This is a genomic window from Streptomyces sp. SID4985, from assembly GCF_009863025.1.
Lineage (GTDB): Bacteria > Actinomycetota > Actinomycetes > Streptomycetales > Streptomycetaceae > Streptomyces.
The window spans coordinates 1-1,135 of record NZ_WWIR01000415.1 but is presented as its reverse complement, the minus strand read 5'-3'; the positions used below and the strand labels follow the sequence as shown (position 1 = coordinate 1,135).

The window sequence follows — 1,135 nt, the reverse complement described above, 5'->3', positions numbered from 1 at the left end:
TCGGCGGGCGCCGGGGCCTGAGCGGGGATGCCCTGGGCCGGGATCGGCGCGACCTGTCCGGGGACCGGCAACTGCTGACCGGGGGCGGCCACGGGAGCGCCGGGGGCCTGAGCCGGGAGGGCGACGGCCTGCCCGGGCACGGGGACGGGCTGTCCGGGCGCCGGTACGGCGGTGCCGGGAGCCTGTCCGGGTACGGCGACCGCCTGACCGGGGACCGGAACCGCCTGACCCGGAACAGGTACGGCCTGCCCGGGAACCGGCGCGGCCTGACCCGCCACGGCGATGGCCTGACCAGGCACGGGTACGGCCTGTCCGGGAACCGGAACGGCCTGACCCGCCACGGCGGCGGGCTGCCCCGCGACCGGAAGCGGCTGACCGGGCACCGGCACCCCACCCGGAGCAGGCACCTGCGCCGGAACCCCTGGCGTACCCGGCATCGCACCCGGCTGAGCCTGCGGGGCGACCGTCGCCACGCCCTGCGCCTCCCGCGTCGGCTCGCTCGGCTGGGCCACCGCGCGGCGGCGGCGTCCGGTGGGCGACGTCGTGGGGTGCGGCTGGGGCGGAGTGTGCTCGTCGGCGTCGTCGACGGAGGCGGCGTCGTGCCGCCCCTCGTCACCCGGAACCGGAACCGGAACCGGAGAAGGAACCGGAGCCGGAGCCAGCGCGGGCATCCCGGCGGGGACCTCGGGGGTGCGGTCGGCCTCGGCGGGCGGCAGGGCGAAGACGGGGCGTGGCCCCTGGTCGGCGGCCTCCGGCGCGGCATCGGCCGCTTCCGGAGCGCTGCCCAGCGCACGTCGGCGCCGTCCGGTCGGCTGTACGGCCTCGGCCACCCTCGGGTCGGGGGCGGCGGGCAGCGCGGGCGGCAGGGCCGGCTGTTCCTCACGGCCACCGGAGGCGGGCACGCCCTGCAGCGGAACGGCGGCACCGAGCCCCGAGGCCACGGCGGCCGTACCGGCGGCGTGCTCGGCCGCCGTCATCACGGCACCCTCGGCCACCGCGTCCTGACCGGCACCGGCACCGGCACCCGCACTGCCGTCGGCGGGCCGGGCGCGCCGACGTCCCGTACCGCCGGACGCCGCCTGCGCGGTCTCCAGCGCGGCCGGGCCGCCCTCCTCCTGGGCCGGGGCACCGCGCC

General features: G+C 80.2%; 1 pseudogene. It reads right to left on the bottom strand.

The features are described 5' to 3' along the window. Positions 1–1,135: pseudogene (locus tag GTW40_RS18270) on the bottom strand (nickel transporter); the annotation flags it as partial.